This window comes from Cryptosporangium sp. NPDC051539 (assembly GCF_044454545.1).
Lineage (GTDB): Bacteria > Actinomycetota > Actinomycetes > Mycobacteriales > Cryptosporangiaceae > Cryptosporangium.
On the sequence record NZ_JBITDV010000006.1, the window covers coordinates 465,816 to 482,452 of the forward strand.

The following is a 16,637-nucleotide window of genomic DNA, read 5'->3' on the forward strand; positions in this document are numbered from 1 at the left end:
CGGCGAGGGCTCGGGTCGGCGGGGGCTCGGGGCGGCGGGTGCCGAAGGTCGGCGGGGGGCCGAAGGTCGGCGTCTCCGGGGTGGCGGCTCAGGCCGACACGATCGAGAACTCGACGACGGCGAGCTCGTGCCGGGCGTCACCGTCGAGAAGGACCGCGGTGAGCCGGTGCAGGCCCCACTCGACGAACCGGAGGTCTTCCAGCTCGAGGACGCGCGGCTCGTGGATCGGCGTGCCGGGGATCTGGTGAATGGTGTTCGCGACGAAGTCGTGGTCGACGTTGCCGACCGGCTTCGTCGGGCCTTCGACCTCGATGCGCAGGACCCTGGTGCGGTCGACCTCGTCCGGCTCGACGCCGAGGATGATCGCGAACGTGACGTCGGCGGTCGCGGGCAGGGATGGCAATTTGGCCCACTCCCAGCCGGCGCCCTCCACGTACAGGAGCCCCGCCTTCACGTGGGCCGAATGCGCGACCATCGCCGCCACTGCTCGCATCGACTGTCCCTTCGATTCCTGAATCGTTGTTCACAGTTTCGCAGGTCAGCACCGGGCGGCAGTACGGTGGCCAGGTGAATCCGTACGGCCTGGTGGGTGAATGGACGCTCGCCCGCCGGGTGGCCGACCGCCGGAGCGGGGGGTACGGGAGGGTCTCCGGGGCCCTGATCGTCAGCGCGGAGGCCGAGGGCCTGGTGCTCGCGGAGAGCGGGACGCTGCTCTGGGACGGGAACCGGCTGCCGGTGAGCCGGGTCTCGCGGCTGCGTTCGATCGACGGCGAGTGGTGGATGCTGTTCGAGGACGGCCGGTTGTTCCATCGGTGGACGCCGGGGGTGCCGGTCGTGCACCCGTGCGGCGCCGATCTGTACGACGGGATCGTCGACGTCGACCGGGACGGCACCCGGATGCGGACGCTGTGGGACGTCCACGGACCGTCGAAAGAGCAGCGTCTGATCACCCGGTTCACCCGCGTCTGACGCCGCACGGGCCGGTCCGGACGGAGGCGAGGGCGGGCCGCCGTGGGGTCGCTGTGTGCGGCCCTTCCGGCAGTGCGCGGCCTGGGCATCGAATCCGCGACGACCTAGCGTCGCGACGGCGCCGTCGTCAGGTCGAGTCGCATGCGCAGGCCCGTGCCCAGTGCGGTGGAAATTCTGCCGGTCTCGAGGAACCCCACGGCTCGGTAGAAATCCAGGGCGTGGGGATTGCCGGTCACCGACAGGTACCGGTCGTCCGGGTCGCAGCCGGTCCGGATCAGATCCGCGACCAGGGCCCGGGCAATACCTTCCCGGCGCCGATCGGGGTCGACGAACAGGTCTTCCAGTTCCGGGCCGCCCTGTGCGTCGCGGGCGAGCGTGGCGAACCCGAGAACCCGGCCGTCGTCTCGCACCGCGGCGCGGGTGCGGCCCCGGGCGAGGTCGTCGCCGACGTAGTCGAGGAACTCCGGGCGGGCCAGCAGCAGCGGCGCGTCACCCTCGTTGGACAGGGAGGCGGCCCGGTAGACCCGCTTGAGTTCGGGCAGGTCAGCGGCGGTGGCGGTACGGATCGCCCAGCTCGTGTCGGATTGCTCTCGCACCGACGCAGTCCAGCAGTGCGACGACGGCGGGTCAACCGAAATCACCGCCCGATGCCCGGATCAGCCGCAGGGGATGCTGACCCGGAGGCGGGTTCCCGACCCCGGCGGGCTCTCCACGATCGTCGACCCGTGCAGTGCTCTCGCCCGGTCGCGAATGCCCGCCAGCCCGCCCCCCGCCACCACCCGGGCACCCCCGGGCCCGTCGTCGGAGACCAGTCCGTGCAGCCACCCGTCGGTCTCGGTCACCTCGACCCGGACCCGCGCGTCCGGCGCGTACTTGGCCACGTTCGTCAGCCCCTCGCACAAGGCGAAATACGCCGTCGCCTCCACCGGCGGCGGCTTGCGCGTGGCGTCCACCGCCACTACGACGACCAGGCCGAGCCGACCGGCGACCTCGTCCAACGCCGGACCCAGACCCGCGGTGCGCAGCACCGGAGGGTGCAGGCCGCGGGCCAGGTCCTCCAGATCGGAGATCGTGGCCAGCACCTCCTCGCGACAGGAGACCGTCACCTCGCGGGCCGGTTCCGGCAGATCCCGCAGGCGCGAGAGCTGATCCGCCAGCGCGGCGAGCTGACGCTGCGCGCCCAGCCGCAGGTCGCTCTCCAACCGCTGACGCTCGGCGGTCTCCCGCTCCTCGACCCGGGCCTGGGCGGCCATCACCTGGTCGAGCTGGGCGGTCGCTACGGCCTCGAGCTGGGCGGTCAGCAGCGCCTGGCTTCCGGCCCGCAGGACGGCGTCCACCATCGGCCGGCGCAGGCGCAGACCGTCGTCCAGCTGGACGAGGGCGAGCGGACGGCGCTCGTCGGTGCGCGCCTCGGCCCACCAGCGGCCGGTGACGGCCGGCCGGTCACGGACCAGGCGGCCGGACCGGTCGACGTAACCCTCCTCGGCCGGCACCCAGAACAGCAGCCGCAGCGACGGGTCGCGGAGCGCGGAGGCGAGCGCGTCGCGGACGGTGGCGACCGAGGTCGTCGCGGACGTCATGCGGACGACGCGGTGCGGGGCGTCGACCTCGCGCCAGCGTTCGCGGAGCGCGCCGGAGAGCACCGCCAGCGGCAGCACGACCGAGATCGTGTTCTGCACGACGTAGAGCGACAGCAACGCATCGACGTCCCGGAACGCCTCGGACGACGCGGTGGCCGCGACGGCGGCGGCGGTGATGCCGGTCGCGATCAGCACCGGGATCGCGGCCGGGCGCTCCGTGCGCGAGAGCAGGCGGCCGCGCCGCACGAGCAGCACCAGGTACCAGGCGGCGAGCACGAGCTGGGCGCCGACGATCGCGTTCACCACGGCGTCGAACAGCCCGCGGTGCGGCGCGACGCCGGGCCAGGCCACCTGAGCCGACAGTCCGTTCCACTCCGGACGCGAGACGAGTTCGGCGAACAGCTCACCCACGATCAGCACGGCGACCGCGGCGTAGACCCAGTAACGGTCGACCCGGTCGGTGAGTCTGCCGACCGGGTACGACAACACCGCCGCGCCGGAGACGATCAGGGCGATGCCCTCGCTGTAGAACGCGAACGAGGGCAGGAACCCGGTGTTCCAGGACGCGAGCCAGGCGAACGACCCGAACACCGCTCCGAGCAGCAGCAGCACGCCACTGCTCTGGCGCGTGTCACCGGTACCGAGCAGCAGCCCGCCGGCGGCCGCGAACACCGAGGCGGCGACCACCGAGATCAGCGCCGCGTACACGTGCTCATACCAGTAGGGCGCGCCGCAGACGAAGATCAGCGCGCCGGTACCGAACCCGGCCAGTCCCACGCGTCCGGGAACCGGCAGGACAGAGCGCGTGGCCACTGCGCCTCCGGGGGATGCCGTCGGCAGGCATGATACGGATCCGTGGGACGGCCCGCCGACCGATACCGTGCCGGAGTGCTCCGAGTCGCCACCCTGAACGTCTGCGGACTGCCGCCGCTGCTCTCCCGGATGCCGCCGCTGGCGCGGCGCGCGGCCGCCTTCGGCCGCGTGATCGAGGACACCGCCGTCGACGTGTTCAACGTCCAAGAGGCCTGGGGACGCCGAGCGCTAGGCGCGCTGCGGCCGGCCCTGCCCTCGTTCCCGCACGTGGCGTTCGTGCCGACGCGAACCGGCGGGCCGTCCGGCGGGCTCGTCACGTTCTCGCGGCACCCGCTCGGGCCGCCGGTGTTCCGTTCGTTCCGCGGTACCGCTCCCCGCACCGGCACGGCCGTGTTCCGGGCCCGTCGCGCGCTCACCGCGAGCCGTCAGGGCATGCTGACCGTGCCGCTGGACGGTCACACGATCGTCAACACCCACCTGACCTCGAACCGCGACGGCGACTGGTCGGAAACGAGCCGCTACTACCGGTTCCACTGCGACCAGCTCGACCTGCTGCACTCAGTGCTCGAGACCGCCACGATCGTCTCCGGCGACTTCAACATCGCGGCCGATTCGCCGTTGTACCCGCGGCTCGTCGGCGACTGGCACGACCCGTTCGCGGGGTCGGCCGCGGTCACCTACCACCCCGAGTTCCTGCCGCCCGGCGCGCGCGGCCACCGCATCGACTACCTGCTGACCCGCGGCGACGCGACCGGCCCGGAAGTGCTGTTCGCCGGGAAGCTCTCCGGGCTGTGGGCTTCCGACCACCTCGGGCTCGCGGCGACGGTACTCCCGCGGTGAGACCCCGGCCCGACCACGTCGGAGAACCTCGCCGCCGCCGGCGTGTGCCCTCCCGTCGACGGCGGCCGCGAACAGCGGTCCGGCCGGAACGGCGGGCGTCCGCAGGTCGTCGGCCAGGGTGAACGGCAGCGGGTGGGTCACCGGCGCGGACGTGGGCGTCACCAGTTCGGGGCCCACCCGAGGGCGGGCCCCAGCTTCGTCGCGATGTCGGTGAGGATCTGGACGTAGTCCTCGTGCTCGAAGCTGAACGGCAGCGCGAACGCGACCTCGTCGACCTCGCGGAACGCCGGGTTCGCGTACAGCTGCCCGGCGATCTCGTCCGACGTGCCGATGTGGTCGCGGGCGAACAGCATCTGCTGCGGCCCCTGCGGTGCGGAGGTGCGGGGCGTGCGCTTGGCCACGTACGCCTCGTACTTCGCGCGCTGCTCCGGCGTCGCCCCGTCGGTCGGGATCACCACCAGACCCTGCGACACCCGGCCGTCCGGGCGCGCGGCCCGGTACGCGGCCACGTGCGACGCCTGGATCGCCTCGAAGCTCTGCGAATCCTCCGACCGCACCACGTTGCTGGTCAGGAAATTCATGCCGTGCTCGGCGGCCCACCGCGCCGACCGCAGGCTCCCGCCGCCGTACCACATCCGGCCCGACAGCCCGGGGGAGTGCGGCTCGACCCGCTTCGAGAACACCTCGAAGCCCTGGGTGCCCTCGAAGTCGCTGATCTGCTCGCCGCGGATCGCGGCCAGCAGCCGGGCCACCCGCTCGTAGCTGAAGTCCTCCACGTCGGCCGTGTCCGGGTAGAGCGCGGATTTCACGTGCTCCCACTGCATCGGCGGCCCGACACTCAGGCCGGGGTTGAGCCGGCCGCCGGACAGGATGTCGACCGTCGCCAGGTCTTCGGCCAGCCGCAACGGGTTCTCCCAGCCCAGCGGGATCACCGCGGTGCCGAGGTCGATCCGCGAGGTGCGCTGGGACGCCGCCGCCAGGATCGCGACCGGCGACGAGATGCCGTACTGCAGGTGGCGGTGGCGCACCCAGGCGCTGTCGTACCCGAGCTCCTCGCCGAGCTGGATGATCTCGAGCGTCGACTCGTGCCCCGGCCGCGGGTTCGCCCCGTCGAACAGGCCGATCGTGAGAAAGCCCAGCCGGCGTAGCGGTTTAGTGGGAATAGGCACGCGCGTCTCCTTCGGTTCGGGCCCCATTCTGCCCGGTCCGCACGATCGGCAGCTTCTCGACGGCCGAGTCGTGCTCCTCACCCACCGGCCGTAGGGTCAGGGGGTGACTTCCGGACCGACCCGGCCTTCCCTCGGACTCCCGACACACCGCATCCGCGCGCCCCAGATCGATTTCGGCGCGATCCGGGCCGAGCTCGGCACCCCACCCGACTTCACCGCCGAGGCGCTGGCCGAGGCCGCCGAGCCGCCCGCGTCCTACGACCGGGCCGACCTCACCGACGTCCCGTTCGTCACCGTCGACCCGCCCGGTTCGCGCGACCTCGACCAGGCCGTCCACCTCGTCCGCGACGGTGACGGGTTCCTGCTCCGCTACGCGATCGCCGACGTCGCCGCGTTCGTCCACCCGGGCGGCGCGCTCGACCGCGAAACCCTGACCCGCGGCGTCACGCTCTACCTTCCGGACGGCCGGATCCCCCTGCACCCGACGGTCCTGTCGGAGGGCGCGGCCAGCCTCCTGCCGGGCCAGGTCCGGCCCGCGGTCGTCTGGTCGCTCAGACTCGATGCGGACGCCACACCGCTCGACGTCCGGGTCGAGCGCGCCACCGTACGGAGCACCGCGCAGCTCTCCTATCCCGAGGTCGACGCGGGCGTGTGCCCCGAGGCGCTCACCGGGCTGGCGGCGTTCGGCGCCGTCCGGGCCCGCAAGATGCTCGACCGCGGCGGCATCGACCTCGACGTCCCGGAGCAGGACGTCGAGCGCGACGACGACGGCGGCTGGCGGCTGGTGCTGCGGGCCCAGACCCCGTCGGAACACGCGAACGCGCAGGTCTCGTTGCTGACCGGCGAGTGCGCCGCGACGCTGATGCTCGACGCCGGAATCGGGCTCCTGCGCACGCTCCCGCCCGCCGCCCCCGAGGACGTCGCCCGGATCCGGGCCGTGGCGCCGGGGCTCGGCGTCGACTGGCCGGACGGGGCGACGCCGGGCCAGGTCGTCGCGAGCGTCGACGCGTCCGACCCGCGCGGGGCCGCGTTCCTGGACGTGGCGGCCACGCTGCTGCGGGGCGCCGGCTACACCGCGTTCCTCGACGGCCGGCCCGAGCTCGCGTTCCACGCCGGGGTCGGGGCGGCGTACGCGCACGTCACCGCGCCCCTGCGCCGGCTCGCCGACCGGTACGCGACCGAGGTGTGCCTGGCGGTGTTCGCCGGCGGGCCGGTGCCCGGCTGGGTGCGTTCGGCGCTGCCGGGCCTGCCCGCGACGATGGCCACCGCCACCCGGCGAGCCGGCGAGTTCGACCGGGCGGTCGTCGACCTGACCGAGGCCGTGCTCCTCGCCGACCGGGTCGGCGAGGAGTTCGACGCCGCCGTGATCGACGTCGCGGGCGAGGGCAAGGGCGGCACGATCGCGCTGGACGAGCCGCCCGTGCGGGCCCGCTGCGCCGGTCCCGGACTCACCCCCGGCGCGCGGCTCCGCGTCCGCCTGATCGAAGCGGAGCCGACGACGCGGCGGGTCAGGTTCACACCGGCGTAGCCGTTCCTACAGGCCCTGGGAGCGGAGCCAGGCCAGGCTGGATTCGGCGACCACACGCCAGCCGTGGTCGATCGTCAGCGAGTGACCGCGGTCGTCGAACTGGGTGTAGTCGGTGACGGCCGACGACTTCCGGTACAGCTTCGCCTCGCTCTTGACGACCGCCTCCGGCACCGTGTGGTCCTTGCCGCCGGCGATCAGCAGCAGCGGGCCCCGGCTCTCGTTCTTGGTGTCGACGGCAGCGGGGGAGTGCGGCACGAAGTTCGCGGTCGCGGCCTCGAACAGCGGACGGCCGGGCGAGGGGATCGCCCACCGCTCGTACAGCTCGTTCGACTCCTCTTCTCCGATCGCGTTGCCGAACCCGTAGTGCCACTCCTCCGCGGTGAGCGCGACCGACCGGTTCCGATTGGCCGGGTTCTTCAGCGCGACCGACGCCACCCGCAGCGCGGAGAACGGCAGCGAGAGGACGCCCTTGATCGGCGCGGCGTCGATCGCGATCGCGGCGTTGGCGAGGTTGCGTCCCAGCAGGTTCTGGACCAGCAGGCCACCGAACGAGTGCCCGATCAGGACCGGCTGGACCGGCAGCGCCTCGGCGATCGCCGCGTAGTGGTTCGCGACGTCCTCGATGCCGTGTGCGGCGACCGCGTCCGGGTTCGCGTTGGCCTCGGCGACCGTGTCGGGCTCACCCGGCCAGCCCGGAGCGATCGGGTCGTACCCGTTCTCGCGGAACAGCTCGACCCAGGGGGCCCAGCTCGTCGCGTGGACCCAGAGCCCGTGAACAAAAATGACCGGGGTTCCCGCCATGACGCCTTCTTTCACCGGTATTGGCGACCGCTAGCCGCGATCTGCCCCGGTGAAGTATCGGGTGAGAGCGATTACAGCGGGGTGCGTTCGAGGAACGTTCGCCACACTGATTCGTCGCCGAACACATCGGTGACCGTTTTGCGGCCAGTGATGCCCAACAGCAATGACGACGCCGGGCCGCGTACCGCCGCCGTGCTCTTGGCGTGCACCGATTCGCAGGCGACGCCGCCCGGCCCGCCGCGCAGCGTCCACTCGGCGTCGGTATCGGTGGCGTGCAGGTGCAGGCTGACGCCGGCCTCGAGCGAATCGTGGCCGCGCTGGCCGGGCCCGGTCTCGGCGACGAGGAGGTCGATCCATTCGGAGACGCCGTCGGCGGCGAGATCGGAGTCGATCTCGAACGGGAGGCCGAGCGCGATCGCCACGTCGGCGCGGTGGACGGTGGTCTCGTGGAGGCGGCGGCGGATCCACCAGCCGGCCGGGCGGGGGCCGAGGAACGTCCAGACCGGGGTGTCGGAGCCGGTGGTCTCCACGGCGTCGAGCAGGGTCCGTCCGCTCGCCCGGAGCCAGTCGAGAGCACCGGCCTCGTCGGCCGGGGGCTTGCCACCCTCGACCTGACGGGGGTCGAGCGCGGTGTCGCGCCGATCCCGGACGATCTGGGCTGCCCAGCGGTGCCCGCGGCCGAGGTGGCGGAGCAACTGGTTGAGAGTCCAGCCCGGGCAGGTGGGGACCGGCGCGGACCAGTCCCGGCCGGCCAGCTGGTCGGCGAACCGGCGGTCTTCGTCGACGAGCGCGGCCGCGTAGTCGATCACTTGTCCGGCCGGGTGGCGGCGACGAGTGCGTTCGCGTGGCCGTGGCCGAGACCGTGCTCGGCCTTGAGCCAGTTGACCAGCTCCATGTGCTTGGTCAGGGGCGACGCCCGGATGAGCGTTTGCCACTCGCTGATCGGTCGGCCGTACTTCTTCTCGATCGAGGGGAAGTACGACGCGGGGCCCTTCACTGGTTCCGGCATGGGAAAACCCTAGTTCTTCCGCCGCAGGCCGTGGCCGGGCGACGAGAAAACGGTGTCGTCGCCGCCTTTCCCGGCCGAGCGTACGGCTGCCGTCGCGGCCGGTTCCCGGCGGAGGCGTGCGTATCGACGCCTGGCCCGACCGGCGTACCGTCGATGGCTCAGCGCGAGCCGCTGGGAGGTCGGGATGAGCATGGTCGACGCGATGGTCGCGGGGGCACTCGTCGCGGTCGTCGGCGTGATCGTCTGGGTCGTGGCCGGACTCGGGGCACGGCGGAGACTTCCGCGGCAGGGGTTGGTCGGCATCCGGCTGCCGGTCACGATGAAGTCCGACGACGCGTGGACGGCCGCGCACGTCGCGGCCGCGCCGATGCTCCGGATCGGCGCCGCGGCCGGCGTCGTGGGCGGTCTCGGCGCGGTGGTCGCCGGTGCGTCCGGAGCGCGGGCGGTGGCGATCGGCCTGTTCTCGGTCGCGCTCGCCGGCCTGGTCGGTGGGGCTCTGGCCGCGATGCGTCCCGCCGTCGACGCCGCCCGCCGCGCACCGTAGGCGTGCGCGGAGTGGACGGATCAGCGACCGCGTCCGGACCGTTCGCGTCCGGGCGCGACGCGGACGTGTACGCGCTGGACGACCGGCGGGTGCTCCGGAGGTACCGGCGGGGCGGGGACGTCTCGGCCGAGGCCGCGTTGATGCGGCACCTCGGTGCGGCACGGTTTCCGGTGCCCGAGGTGTACGAGGCCGAGGGCCCCGACCTCGTCCTGGAGCGCATCGACGGTCCGACGATGTTGCGAGCCGTGGCGGAGGGGACGATCGCGCCGGGCGAGGCCGCCCAGATCCTGGCCGACCTGCACGCCCGGCTCCACGCGGTGCCACCACTCCCCGGGACGTCTCCCGGGGAGTGGATCCTGCACCTCGACCTGCACCCGGAGAACGTGCTGCTCGGCCCGGACGGGCCGGTGCTGATCGACTGGCGGAACGCCCGCAGCGGGCCGCCGGACCTCGACACCGCTCTGAGCGCGGTCATCCTGGCGCAGGCCGCGATCGACCCCGGCCGGGCGCTCGCCGAGCCCGCGGCCGCCTTGCTCGCCGCGTTCCTGCGCCGTGCCCCCGGAACTCCGCTCTCCCGCCTGGACGAGGCGCTGTCCCGCCGCCGCGACGACCGGGGCACCACCGCCGTGGAAAAGGCCCGTCTGCCGCGGGCCGAAGCCCTGATCCGCGGTCACGCGTAGGCCCGCGCCGGATCCCGGGCGGGCGGGTCCGGAGAGTTCTCAGATCTCCAGTGCCGCCGTGAGGCGCCCGGCCGCCCGGCCGAGCCCGCCGGCCAGTGCGCCGGCTCCGAGGGGTAGGCCGACCACCGCGAGCCGAGGCCGGACTCACGCGGAGAAGCCGCACGAGTTCCGCCGCGGTCAACGCACCGGAGTCGGTCACGTAGAGGCGCATCAGCACCCGCGCGACCATCCGCGGCACGCCGGTCTCGACCATCAGCGCCGAGAACCGTTCGACGAATACCGCCACCTCGGGACTGTCGTCCGCGGTGGCTCGGCTGCCGATCGCGGGCCGCCTGCTCGCGCGGTGCCTGCTCGCCCGGTGCGCGCGGTCGGAACGGTAGGCGGTCGGCCTGCCGTTGCGCCCGACCTCCCGGCTGACCGTCGAGGTCGGACGCCCGGGACCGCGAGCGATCACCGTGAAGTCGGCGTGTGCGGCCAGCCCGGCCGCGATGCGCTCGCGTTCCTGGTGCGTCAGCCTGGTACCCGGCATTGCGTCCTCCTCCAGGTCATTGCAACGACGTACGTCACCGCAGGTCAGGGCCGTCAACGGTGCCGGTTCGACCCGGAGGCCCGCCGGGAGTTCCACGACCTGGTCCGGACCCTGGCCGCCTCGACCACGATCCTGCTGACCACCCACGATCTCGGCGAGGCCGAGAAGCTGGCCGGACGGATCCTGATCCTCGACGGAGGCCGGCTCGTCGCCGACGGCACACCTGCCGAGCTCGCCGGCCGCGTCGGCGGGGAGTCGCTGGAGGACGCCTACCTGGCGCTCGTTCGGCGGGCCGAAGAGGGGCGGCGTCGTGAGGCGCGGGTGGGAGCGTGGGCTGATCGAACTACGGCAGGCGTTCGCGCCGCGGGAGTGGCCGGCGCAGCTGTTCTGGCCGGTGGTGACGCTGATCGTGATCGTGGTGCTGCGAAACCGGACCGTCGACGGGGTGAGCCTGGGCGCCCGGCTTCGCGGTGCTGGGGAACCTGGTCTGGGCCGAGGTGTTTCCGGTGTACTGGCTGGGAGTGGGCATGCGGGCCGCGTTGCTGCCGTCCGACGAGGGGTCCGTTCTCGGGGCGCTCGCGGTGCTGAGCGCGTGGGCGGCCGCCGGTGTGGTGGCCGCGCCGGTCGTGCTGCGGCGGACGGCGCGCGGGAGTCCGGCTCCCGGGTCAGCGCCCGCCGGGAAAGGCTGCTCCGGTGAGGTCGGCGCAGTAGGCCAGCAGGGCGTCCTCGGAGTCTTCGGTCGTGGCCAGGGCCGGATGCGGTGTCCGGTGGTAGAAGTACCGGCCGGTGGTCTCGTCGTCGGTGACGGCCAGACCGGCCTGGGTGGCCGCGCCTTCGGTCAGGTCGTCCGGAGCGCCGGGTCCGCCCATGCGGGTCGGGACCCAGCCGGGGTCGACCGCGTTCGACGGGACGCCCGGCCAGCGGCGGGCGACCGCGCGGGCGAGCATGAGGTCGTACAGCTTGCTCTCGGAGTACGCGCGCGAGCCGTTCCAGCGCCGTTCGGTCCACTGCGGATCGTGCAGGTCGGCGCGGCCGCCGCGGTGCATGCCCGAGCTCAGGTAGACCAGCCGGTCGGGGCGGGTGATCAGCGCGGTGAGCAGGTACGGTGCGAGGACGTTGACCGCGAAGAGGTGCGAGAGCCCGTCGACGGTCTCGATCCGGCGGGGCTCCTGGTAGCCGACCGCGACGTTGTGGATCACCGCGTCGTGGCGGCCGAGCGCGTTGACCTGGGCGGCGACGTCGCGGGTCGCGGCGATCGACGACACGTCCCCGACCACGACGGCGTCGGCCTCGGGGAGCGCCTTGCGGGCGTCGTCGGCCCGGGACTCGGTGCGGGCGTGCAGCGTGACCCGGTGGCCCTGCGCGGCCAGGGCCCGCGCCGCGAGCAGCCCGAGCCCGTCCGCCGACCCACTGACGAAGATGCGAGACATGCCCCTACTCTGCCTCGGCCGAGCGGCGACCGCCCTGCTCCGGCCGGCCGATCGCGCCGTGAAAGCTATCCCGGGGATTCGTCCGTGGACGCGGCGAGGTCTTTCTGGGCCCGCAGGGCGTCCAGGCGGTTCGACAGCGCACCGGTCATCGCGGCCCGGGCCGTCGGCGTAGGCCTCGAGAGGAGCGCCCCACTGCTTTCCCCCGGTCGCGAAGTTCGTCCTCGCCCCGCCCGGCTCCACGATCGTCACCCCGATGCCGAACGGGGCGACCTCGCCCGCGAGCGCGTCGCAGAACCCCTCGATGCCCCACTTCGTGGCGTGGTACATCGACGCACCCGGGTAGGCGGCCTGCCCGGCGACCGACGAGAGCTGGAGGATCCGTCCTCCGCCGTCGGCCCGCAGATGCGGCAGCAGGTCGTCCACCGCGGAAAGCCGCCGGACCGTACCCGCGACCCGGTCGCCGACGGCCAGGACCTCCGACGCCAGAGCCCGGCCGAAGCCGCTGCTGATGCCGGTGATGAGCCAGGTTCGTGTCATGCCGTCCACGCTCGGCCGCGCCGGCCCGCACCACCAGATCCCCGCCGAGAGAGGTGCCACCAGGGCGCGCCCGTCGGCTCAGGTTCTCGACGCGGTAGCCCGCGCGCTGGGGCTCGACCGCACGGCCACCTCCCACCTGCACGATCTCGCCGACCCGACCCGACCCGAACCGACCCGACCCGACCCGACCCGACCCGACCCGACCCGACCCGACCCGACCCGACCCGGCCCGGCCCCGCGCCGCCGCCGTGCACCCCGCCGGGCCGAGCGGCTGCGGCCCAGCGTCGCCCGGCTGATCGATTCCTGGGACAACCCGGCCTACGTGCACGGCCGCTACCTCGACGTCTTCGCCGCGAACCGGATGGCGGTCGCGCTGTCGCCGATCCTGAGGCCGGGCACGAACGTGCTGCGCGCCGCGTTCCTCGACCCCGCCGCGCAGGCGCTCGGCGCCCAGGACAGCCTCGCCGGCCTCGTCGGCATGATCCGCGCGGCGGCCGGCCCGGACGTCGACGACCCGCTGCTGACCGAGCTGGTCGGGGAGCTGTCGGTCAGGAGTGAGGACTTCCGCCGGCTCTGGGCCCGCCACGACGTGCGTCCGCACCCCGGCGCCGGCGCCCATCTCGTGCGGCACCCGCAGGTCGGCGAGCTCGAGCTACACCTCGACAAGTTCGCCGTCGCCGGCGACGAGGACCAGGTCCTGGTGGTCTACCAGGCCGAACCCGGTTCGCGGTCGGCGCAGGCCCTGTCCCTGCTCGCCACGCTCGCGGTCTGACCCGGGCGGAACGGGTAAGAAGTTCACTTCCCCACGCACCTGTCCCACTTGTCGCAGTGGGACCGGCTGGTTAGGTTCGAACTGTAACGATCTAGGGGAGGCGCGGATGAGCACCATCACGACCACGGACGGCACCGAGATCTTCTACAAGGACTGGGGAACCGGCCAGCCGATCGTCTTCAGCCACGGCTGGCCGCTGTCGTCCGACGACTGGGACGCCCAGCTCATGTTCTTCCTGCAGCACGGCTACCGGGTCGTCGCCCACGACCGGCGCGGTCACGGACGCTCGACGCAGACCAGCGACGGGCACGACATGGACCACTACGCCGACGACCTGGCCGCGCTGACCGCGCACCTGGACCTGCGCGAGGCGATCCACGTCGGGCACTCGACCGGCGGCGGCGAGGTCGTCCACTACATCGCCCGGCACGGCGAGGAGCGGGTGGCGCGCGCGGTGCTGATCAGCGCGGTGCCGCCGATCATGGTGCAGACCGAGTCGAACCCGGGCGGCCTGCCCAGGAGCGTGTTCGACGACATCCAGACCCAGGTCGCCACCCGGCGCTCGCAGTTCTACCGGGACCTGCCGTCGACCGCGTTCTACGGCTTCAACCGCGAGGGCGTCGAGCCGGTCGAGGCGATCATCCAGAACTGGTGGCGCCAGGGGATGATGGGCGGCGCGAAGGCCCACTACGACGGCGTCGTCGCGTTCTCCCAGACCGACTTCACCGAGGACCTGACGAAGATCACGGTTCCGGCGCTGGTCATGCACGGCGACGACGACCAGGTCGTGCCGTACGCCGACTCGGGCCCGCTCTCGGCCGAGCTGCTGCAGAACGGCACGCTCAAGACCTACGCGGGCTTCCCGCACGGCATGCCGACCACCCAGGCCGACACGATCAACGCGGATCTGCTGGAGTGGCTCCGGTCTTAGCGTGCGCCAGGATCTCGTCGACGCTCCACTGGTCGTAGGCGTGCTCGCCGTGCTTCTCGGCGACGACCGTGCCGTCGGGCGCGATGAGGAAATCCGCGGGTAGACCGAGACGCCCGCCGGGCTGCGACCGGCTCGGCGGGCGTTCGCGGTTGCGGGCCACCGCGATCGCGCTGCGGAAGACGCCCAGCGCGATCACCGGCCAAACCCGTGAGTTCATCAGCGCACCCCGGCCGGACGTGACGCCGAACTCCCGGTACAGCTCTTTGCCCGGGTCGGCCACGACCGCGAACGGAAGGCCCGCGGCGTGCTGCCGCAGTTCGTCGGCGGGCGAGTGGAAGACCACCACCTCGTCGACGCCGGCCCGCTCGAGCTCGTCGTGGCGCTGGACGATCGTCCGCAGATGAAGGTTGCAGACGGGGCAGCCGGCGAACCGCCGGAACTGTAAATGGACGAGCCGATCGGGGAGCGGCACGCGGATCGGCTCGCGGTTGACCGGCCGGAGTTCGCGAACGGGTACGTGCAGCATTGCCGCCTCCTCATGAGCGTACGGCCTACGCTTACCACCGTAGGCGTAAGCCGTACGCTGTCAAGCGTCATGCCGAGACCACGTTCGCTCTCCACCGACCAGCTCGCCGCCGCCGCGCTCACCGTCGTCGACCGGGGCGGGCTGTCGGGGCTGTCCATGCGGACGGTCGCGGGCGAGCTCGGGATGAGCACGATGGGCCTGTACCGGTACGTCGCTGACCGGGACGAGCTCGAGCGTCTCGTCGTCGACCGGGTGTTCGACGCGGTCGACGCCGGACCCCCGGCCGGAGGGCCGTGGGAGCGCCAGGTCGAGGACCTGGTCGAACGGGTGCGGAAAGCGTTCGCCGAACACCCGGCGGTGGTCGCGCTGACGCTCGTCCACCGGCACCGCTCCCGGGGCGCGCTGCGCTGGGCCGAGGCGCTCCTCGCGGTCCTCGGCGACGCGGGTTTCGCCGACCGCGAGCGGCTGGTCGCGCTGCGGGCGCTGTTCAGTTACCTGGTCGGCGCACTGCAGCTCGAGCACCTCGGGCCGCTCGCCGGCGCCGGCACCCAGCGGCTGGCCGGCCTGCCGCCGGACGAGTTCCCGCACACCACGGCCAACGCCCGGTACGCACAGCACGTCACCGCGGACGAGGAGTTCACGGAGGGCCTCCGTATGCTCCTGCGGGGCTTGTCACCGACCGCCGGGCGCCCATGACCAGAGCTGCCGGCCGGGGGAATCCCGCACTTCGGCTACGCCGAGCGCTACGCCGAGTGCTGCGCCGCGACCAGCTGACAACCGGGCGCGGTGCGGGACGGGAGCGTGGGGGCGCGGTCGCTGCAGACGCCCCTGGCGCAACCGACTAGTGGGGCATGACCCAGGTATCCACCCTCACGACGGCGACGATGTCGCCGGCGGGGCCGCAGCCGGTAGCGGCTCCGCTGGCCTCGCTGGCCGACAAACCGTTCGCGTACGTGCTGCGTGGACTGGTCGAGTCCCAGCTGCCCCGCCCCGCGGCGACGGCCCCGTCCGATCGGCCCGAGCCCGTCGTCGGCCCCGGCGCCCCTTCGGCCGTCGTGACCAAGAACGGGCCGGTCACGCTGGGCGCGTTCGCCCTCTGGCACCGCTTCGCGAACGCGGCACCCTTCGCCGCCTCAGCCGGCTGACGGTGTGATGATCTCGTCCGCCACCCAGCGGGCGACGCCCTCGGGGTAGGGCGGGGACACGCTCAGCACCACGTGCCGGAAACCGGCGTCCAGCGCCGCGCCGATCGCGCGCCGCGTCGCGTCCGGATGGTCGTACGAGACGCCGAGGTGGATCGACCGGACGATCGACGCGGGGTCGCGGCCGATCTCGGCGCAGCAGGCGTCGAGCATCGCGCTGCGTTCGACGACGTCGGCGAGGTCGCCACCGGGGATGTTCCACACGTCGGCGTGCTCGGCGACAACGCGCAGCGTGGCCTTGGCGCGGCCGCCGATCAGGATCGGCGGGTGGGGACGCTGAACCGGCCGGGGCCGCTGGAACGCGCCCTTCAATGCCTCGGCGTCGAACGGCTCCGCCGAGGTCCAGATCCGTTTGATCGTGGTCAGCGCCTCCGAGAGGTTCGCGGTCGCGGTCGTGGCGTCGTCGTACGGCAGGCCCAGGCCGTCGTACTCCCGGCGCGCGATCGGCATGCTCGGACGGGACCCGACGCCGATCCCGAAGTCCAGCCGTCCGTTCGAAACGACGTCGACGGTCGTGGCGATCTTGGCCAGCACCGCTGGGGGCCGGAACCGGTTGCTGGTGACGAGCAGGCCGAGCCGGAGCCGCTCGGTGCGGGCGGCGAGTGCCGAGAGCAGCGTCCAGCCCTCGAGGACCGGGCCGTCCGGGGGGCCGCCGATCGGCATGAAATGGTCGAACAGCCAGGCGTGCCCGATCACCGGCAGCGCGTCCGCCTCCTCCCAGACCCGCAGGATGTCGCCGTAGCCGACCTGCATGGGCGCGGTCATCAGCCCGATGCT

At 73.0% G+C, this 16,637-nt stretch carries 19 protein-coding genes and 4 pseudogenes; 11 read left to right on the forward strand and 12 right to left on the reverse strand.

What is annotated here, in order from left to right; translation table 11 throughout:
- Window positions 1–88 precede the first annotated feature (88 nt).
- Entirely contained in the window at window positions 89–493 is a 405-nt protein-coding gene (locus ACIBZJ_RS21285) for a hypothetical protein (protein WP_395932067.1), read from the reverse strand.
- A gap of 74 nt (window positions 494–567) precedes the next feature.
- Between ACIBZJ_RS21285 and ACIBZJ_RS21290 the strand changes: the two genes are divergently transcribed.
- Window positions 568–969, forward strand: a complete 402-nt coding sequence (locus ACIBZJ_RS21290) for a DUF6314 family protein (RefSeq protein ID WP_395932069.1) — start codon at window positions 568–570, stop codon at window positions 967–969.
- 104 nt (window positions 970–1,073) lie between these two features.
- Here the strand turns inward: ACIBZJ_RS21290 and ACIBZJ_RS21295 are convergent, their stop codons facing one another.
- Window positions 1,074–1,565: a GNAT family N-acetyltransferase gene (locus ACIBZJ_RS21295; RefSeq protein ID WP_395932071.1), complete on the reverse strand. Its 492-nt coding sequence runs from the start codon at window positions 1,563–1,565 to the stop codon at window positions 1,074–1,076.
- Between the two features lie 60 nt (window positions 1,566–1,625).
- Window positions 1,626–3,362: a sensor histidine kinase gene (locus ACIBZJ_RS21300; RefSeq protein WP_395932073.1), complete on the reverse strand. Its 1,737-nt coding sequence runs from the start codon at window positions 3,360–3,362 to the stop codon at window positions 1,626–1,628.
- A 75-nt stretch (window positions 3,363–3,437) separates the two neighbouring features.
- On the opposite strand from ACIBZJ_RS21300, the gene ACIBZJ_RS21305 reads away from it, so the two are divergent.
- Window positions 3,438–4,202: an endonuclease/exonuclease/phosphatase family protein gene (locus tag ACIBZJ_RS21305; RefSeq protein WP_395932075.1), complete on the forward strand. Its 765-nt coding sequence runs from the start codon at window positions 3,438–3,440 to the stop codon at window positions 4,200–4,202.
- Between the two features lie 158 nt (window positions 4,203–4,360).
- On the opposite strand, the gene ACIBZJ_RS21310 is transcribed toward ACIBZJ_RS21305, so the two are convergent.
- Window positions 4,361–5,398: an LLM class flavin-dependent oxidoreductase gene (locus ACIBZJ_RS21310; RefSeq protein WP_395932077.1), complete on the reverse strand. Its 1,038-nt coding sequence runs from the start codon at window positions 5,396–5,398 to the stop codon at window positions 4,361–4,363.
- Window positions 5,399–5,474: 76 nt separating this feature from the next.
- Between ACIBZJ_RS21310 and ACIBZJ_RS21315 the strand changes: the two genes are divergently transcribed.
- The gene (locus tag ACIBZJ_RS21315) at window positions 5,475–6,899 is read left to right on the forward strand and encodes an RNB domain-containing ribonuclease (RefSeq protein WP_395932079.1); all 1,425 of its coding nucleotides are present in this window, start codon (window positions 5,475–5,477) and stop codon (window positions 6,897–6,899) included.
- Between the two features lie 6 nt (window positions 6,900–6,905).
- Here ACIBZJ_RS21315 and ACIBZJ_RS21320 read toward each other — a convergent pair whose 3' ends face one another.
- The 3 genes from ACIBZJ_RS21320 to ACIBZJ_RS21330 all read right to left on the reverse strand — a co-directional run bounded on the left by ACIBZJ_RS21320 (window position 6,906) and on the right by ACIBZJ_RS21330 (window position 8,709).
- Window positions 6,906–7,700: an alpha/beta hydrolase gene (locus ACIBZJ_RS21320; protein ID WP_395932081.1), complete on the reverse strand. Its 795-nt coding sequence runs from the start codon at window positions 7,698–7,700 to the stop codon at window positions 6,906–6,908.
- 71 nt (window positions 7,701–7,771) lie between these two features.
- Window positions 7,772–8,506, reverse strand: a complete 735-nt coding sequence (locus tag ACIBZJ_RS21325; protein ID WP_395932307.1) for a maleylpyruvate isomerase family mycothiol-dependent enzyme — start codon at window positions 8,504–8,506, stop codon at window positions 7,772–7,774.
- Window positions 8,506–8,709 carry a DUF4287 domain-containing protein gene (locus tag ACIBZJ_RS21330; RefSeq protein ID WP_395932083.1) on the reverse strand — a complete coding sequence of 68 codons (204 nt, stop codon included), beginning with the start codon at window positions 8,707–8,709 and terminating at the stop codon, window positions 8,506–8,508. Before ACIBZJ_RS21330 ends, ACIBZJ_RS21325 begins: the two co-directional genes overlap by 1 nt.
- Before the next feature lie 184 nt (window positions 8,710–8,893).
- Here ACIBZJ_RS21330 and ACIBZJ_RS21335 point away from each other — a divergent pair, with 184 nt between their 5' ends.
- Entirely contained in the window at window positions 8,894–9,253 is a 360-nt protein-coding gene (locus ACIBZJ_RS21335) for an SdpI family protein (RefSeq protein ID WP_395932085.1), read from the forward strand.
- Window positions 9,254–9,264: 11 nt separating this feature from the next.
- Window positions 9,265–9,933: a phosphotransferase gene (locus ACIBZJ_RS21340; protein ID WP_395932087.1), complete on the forward strand. Its 669-nt coding sequence runs from the start codon at window positions 9,265–9,267 to the stop codon at window positions 9,931–9,933.
- A 406-nt stretch (window positions 9,934–10,339) separates the two neighbouring features.
- Here ACIBZJ_RS21340 and ACIBZJ_RS21345 read toward each other — a convergent pair.
- Window positions 10,340–10,462: pseudogene (locus tag ACIBZJ_RS21345) on the reverse strand (helix-turn-helix domain-containing protein); the annotation flags it as partial.
- A gap of 66 nt (window positions 10,463–10,528) precedes the next feature.
- Between ACIBZJ_RS21345 and ACIBZJ_RS21350 the strand changes: the two are divergent.
- Together ACIBZJ_RS21350 and ACIBZJ_RS21355 are read left to right on the forward strand one after the other, a co-directional pair.
- A pseudogene (locus tag ACIBZJ_RS21350) lies at window positions 10,529–10,717 on the forward strand (ABC transporter ATP-binding protein); the annotation flags it as partial.
- Window positions 10,718–10,953: 236 nt separating this feature from the next.
- Window positions 10,954–11,159: pseudogene (locus tag ACIBZJ_RS21355) on the forward strand (ABC transporter permease); the annotation flags it as partial.
- Here ACIBZJ_RS21355 and ACIBZJ_RS21360 read toward each other — a convergent pair.
- Together ACIBZJ_RS21360 and ACIBZJ_RS21365 are read right to left on the reverse strand one after the other, a co-directional pair.
- Window positions 11,128–11,892 carry an SDR family NAD(P)-dependent oxidoreductase gene (locus ACIBZJ_RS21360; RefSeq protein WP_395932308.1) on the reverse strand — a complete coding sequence of 255 codons (765 nt, stop codon included), beginning with the start codon at window positions 11,890–11,892 and terminating at the stop codon, window positions 11,128–11,130. The pseudogene ACIBZJ_RS21355 and the gene ACIBZJ_RS21360 overlap by 32 nt on opposite strands.
- A gap of 207 nt (window positions 11,893–12,099) precedes the next feature.
- A pseudogene (locus ACIBZJ_RS21365) lies at window positions 12,100–12,429 on the reverse strand (SDR family NAD(P)-dependent oxidoreductase); the annotation flags it as partial.
- Between ACIBZJ_RS21365 and ACIBZJ_RS21370 the strand changes: the two are divergent.
- Together ACIBZJ_RS21370 and ACIBZJ_RS21375 are read left to right on the forward strand one after the other, a co-directional pair.
- A complete protein-coding gene (locus ACIBZJ_RS21370; RefSeq protein ID WP_395932089.1) occupies window positions 12,428–13,201 on the forward strand; it encodes a transcriptional regulator in 774 nt (257 codons plus the stop codon). The pseudogene ACIBZJ_RS21365 and the gene ACIBZJ_RS21370 sit on opposite strands and share 2 nt — an antisense overlap.
- 106 nt (window positions 13,202–13,307) lie before the next feature.
- Entirely contained in the window at window positions 13,308–14,132 is an 825-nt protein-coding gene (locus ACIBZJ_RS21375) for an alpha/beta fold hydrolase (protein ID WP_395932091.1), read from the forward strand.
- Here the strand turns inward: ACIBZJ_RS21375 and ACIBZJ_RS21380 are convergent.
- Window positions 14,098–14,658 (reverse strand): peroxiredoxin-like family protein, encoded by a 561-nt coding sequence (locus ACIBZJ_RS21380; protein ID WP_395932093.1) that lies wholly within the window; start codon window positions 14,656–14,658, stop codon window positions 14,098–14,100. The genes ACIBZJ_RS21375 and ACIBZJ_RS21380 overlap by 35 nt on opposite strands.
- A 69-nt stretch (window positions 14,659–14,727) precedes the next feature.
- Between ACIBZJ_RS21380 and ACIBZJ_RS21385 the strand changes: the two genes are divergently transcribed.
- On the forward strand, window positions 14,728–15,354 hold the full coding sequence (locus ACIBZJ_RS21385) for a TetR/AcrR family transcriptional regulator (protein ID WP_395932095.1): 627 nt from the start codon (window positions 14,728–14,730) through the stop codon (window positions 15,352–15,354).
- A gap of 155 nt (window positions 15,355–15,509) precedes the next feature.
- Window positions 15,510–15,803, forward strand: a complete 294-nt coding sequence (locus ACIBZJ_RS21390; protein WP_395932097.1) for a hypothetical protein — start codon at window positions 15,510–15,512, stop codon at window positions 15,801–15,803.
- Here ACIBZJ_RS21390 and ACIBZJ_RS21395 read toward each other — a convergent pair.
- Window positions 15,792–16,625, reverse strand: a complete 834-nt coding sequence (locus ACIBZJ_RS21395) for an LLM class flavin-dependent oxidoreductase (protein WP_395932099.1) — start codon at window positions 16,623–16,625, stop codon at window positions 15,792–15,794. The two genes, ACIBZJ_RS21390 and ACIBZJ_RS21395, sit on opposite strands and share 12 nt — an antisense overlap.
- Window positions 16,626–16,637 lie beyond the last annotated feature (12 nt).